General features: G+C 52.3%; 4 protein-coding genes. 1 reads left to right on the plus strand and 3 read right to left on the minus strand.

Annotated features, from left to right (window positions below):
- Positions 1–43 precede the first annotated feature (43 nt).
- From JRI89_17895 to JRI89_17905, 3 genes are all read right to left on the minus strand, one after another.
- Positions 44–625 carry a hypothetical protein gene (locus tag JRI89_17895; GenBank protein MBW2073105.1) on the minus strand — a complete coding sequence of 194 codons (582 nt, stop codon included), beginning with the start codon at positions 623–625 and terminating at the stop codon, positions 44–46.
- A gap of 50 nt (positions 626–675) precedes the next feature.
- Positions 676–1,200 carry a HAMP domain-containing protein gene (locus JRI89_17900; GenBank protein MBW2073106.1) on the minus strand — a complete coding sequence of 175 codons (525 nt, stop codon included), beginning with the start codon at positions 1,198–1,200 and terminating at the stop codon, positions 676–678.
- Between the two features lie 324 nt (positions 1,201–1,524).
- On the minus strand, positions 1,525–2,004 hold the full coding sequence (locus JRI89_17905) for a hypothetical protein (GenBank protein MBW2073107.1): 480 nt from the start codon (positions 2,002–2,004) through the stop codon (positions 1,525–1,527).
- A 46-nt stretch (positions 2,005–2,050) separates the two neighbouring features.
- Here JRI89_17905 and JRI89_17910 point away from each other — a divergent pair, with 46 nt between their 5' ends.
- Positions 2,051–2,239 carry a hypothetical protein gene (locus tag JRI89_17910; protein MBW2073108.1) on the plus strand — a complete coding sequence of 63 codons (189 nt, stop codon included), beginning with the start codon at positions 2,051–2,053 and terminating at the stop codon, positions 2,237–2,239.
- Positions 2,240–2,447 lie beyond the last annotated feature (208 nt).

The raw sequence follows: 2,447 nt of genomic DNA on the forward strand, positions 1-2,447 counted from the left end.
CACAGACGAAACGGGCATCGTAACCGCTTCCGTAGCCGTGCTTCTACAAAGGCTGCTCTGAAATCTCTCTGTCCACGTACTGGGAAAGCATTTCGGCGATTTTGCTGGGCGGCCTGATAACAAAGTAATGATCCACCACCGCATGCCCCATTTCATGCGCCAGGATTCCTTTTGAGACCTTCCTGGTCTGTAAATAGATGGTGTTGGTCTTCTGATAGTAAAAGGCTGGCGCTTTGATAAACTTTCCAGCCACCTGAGAGCAGACTCTGGAGACCTCGTCCTGATCAGCGAGCAGCCTGATATGCACCCGGAGATCTGGCTGAGGCATGTCCAGGATCAACTGGACTCTTCTGAAAAGAGTATCTACCAGTTCTCCCAGTGTTGCTTCCTCGGAAATCCCTGCTTGCCCGAGAAAAATTTTGTTCAGAGTGCGGGTGAAAGCGGTGGGACGAATCTTCCTTTCAAATTCCTGGAGCAGCCGGGCATCGTTGTAATGGATGCTGACAAGCTTTGAGTGGTAGACATGCTCCTCTGCAAATGCTTGCTTTACTGAAAGTGCGACAAGTAGCGTTGTGAGAAGGATCAGCCACTGGCACAGGCTGATAGTGCCTCGGTTTCGATTCACCTTGTCTCACCTTGCCCGAATGTTTCCTGAGGTCCCACCTCGATGCCACTTCATGAAGCATCCGGGCCTGGAGTTTTCGTTACAAACAGGCCATCTATTGTCTCTTTCAATTTCGCTACCTCTTCCCTCACCTCGTCCTGGCTCACATCCTTCTGGCCAACCTTTTCGTGTAAATGAAGCACCTCAGTCTGGAGACGGCAGAGGCGCTCATTGAGGTTCGCCGTCATCTGGTTTATGCTGGCTGCCAGATCTTTGAGCTGATCTCGCTGGCGCAGCTTCATCTGCACAGTCAGATCTCCCCCGCCTATAGTGTCGATCACCCTGGCCAACCGGTACAGCGGGCCAGCAATCTTGTGAGAAACATAGAGGGTTACCGCGATGGTTGCTGCCAGGAGGCCAACTAACACCACCAGGTTGGTAATGATCATTGCCGGCAAGATGGCCTGGGCAGTCTCCTGCAGAGAAAGGTGGTGATAGCGGTAGGTGGCAGTCATGGTGATAATAAAGCTCCGCTGGAAAGGTCTGTGTATGTACACGATGCGACGTCGATAGGGAATTTGCTGTTCAGCAGCCATGGTTTCGACCTCTTGTTCGTTCGTTTCCTTAACGGCAGGATGCCGCTGTCACAATTTCACCAGGCGCTAGTGGTTGATGACAAAATGAAAGTGCACGCCTTTCACCGGCCGATTGCTGGCGGTTAACCTTAAGGCTGAGCCAGCGGCCAGTACTACAATGGCGCCATGGCGAAATTGCTTGCCAGATTAGATAACAACGCAGGCTAAAGCGTGCGGCTACCGGCTCGTTGCCGTGCCTCCTATTCCCCCTCCCGCCTGGTTGACGGTACTGGTTATCGGGTGCACTTTCATTTTGCAATCAACCGATAACTGATAATCAGTTCATTACTGCAGCGCCCGGAGGTTGTCCTCATACACCACTACTTCCGCCCTGTCCTGAAGGCCTTTCATCCAGGCCTCCAGAGCGCTGGTCTTTTTCTCTTCCCGGATCTCCCTGGCGAGCTCCTCTTTCATCTCAGCCAATGGGGGTAGCTTCGCTTCTGTCTTTTTCATTTCCAGGTAGCGCTTTTCAACTTCATCGCTGGTTACAATGACCTCTTTCTCCAGCTCAGCCGACTTTCGCTGCAGCAGAGAACTGATCAGTGTCTGCTCCCAGTATCGTTCAATTGCCTGCCGAAACGTTTCCTCCCTGTCCAGACCAAGCTTTGTCGCCTGTTGAATGAGGATCTCCTTTCTGATCCGGCTGTCGAGAAACTTCCTCTTGTCCTCGTAAGAAAGCCCCTTGATATCGTGGAAATAGGCGGAGGCAGCTAACTCCCTGCGGAAATTGTTTTCTTCGATTACGTAGTTGTTCACCTTGGCCAAGGGCTTTGACTGTTGGCTGGGCTCTTTCCCACAGGAGTTAAGCAGCATGAACAATGCCACTGTCAATGTTGTAGTCCACGTACTATATTTCATCTTCTCGATCCCGGTTATGAAAGCACCAGGCACCAGGCAGCAACGGTACTGCCAGGCCTGCCGGTTCTCGGCCACGGCTGCGAGGCCCGTTTCGCCCGTTGGCTACGTCATGCGGCCTGTCATTGTCATCCCGGATGACTGATAAGCGATAATCAGCAGAAGCTCACCACCTCGATAGCCCCTCAGCCCAATAGCCTAATCTGCCATGCGCCCGGCGCCTGGCGCCGGGCCCCGTCTCTTAACTCCTTCCCTAGCACAATTCAGACCAACTGCAAAGCCAATGCCGTTTTCCTTTACGAATACAATCATCAACTATCAATTTCACCTTGCCCAAAAATAGAAAGGGAGCC

Source organism: Deltaproteobacteria bacterium, from assembly GCA_019309045.1.
Lineage (GTDB): Bacteria > Desulfobacterota > Syntrophobacteria > BM002 > BM002 > JAFDGZ01.

Bases quoted from the DNA above. Each gene is read 5' to 3' on its own strand.
- JRI89_17900 (MBW2073106.1), bottom strand. From the start codon at position 1,200: ATGGCTGCTGAACAGCAAATTCCCTATCGACGTCGCATCGTGTACATA.
- JRI89_17910 (MBW2073108.1), top strand. From the start codon at position 2,051: ATGAACAATGCCACTGTCAATGTTGTAGTCCACGTACTATATTTCATC.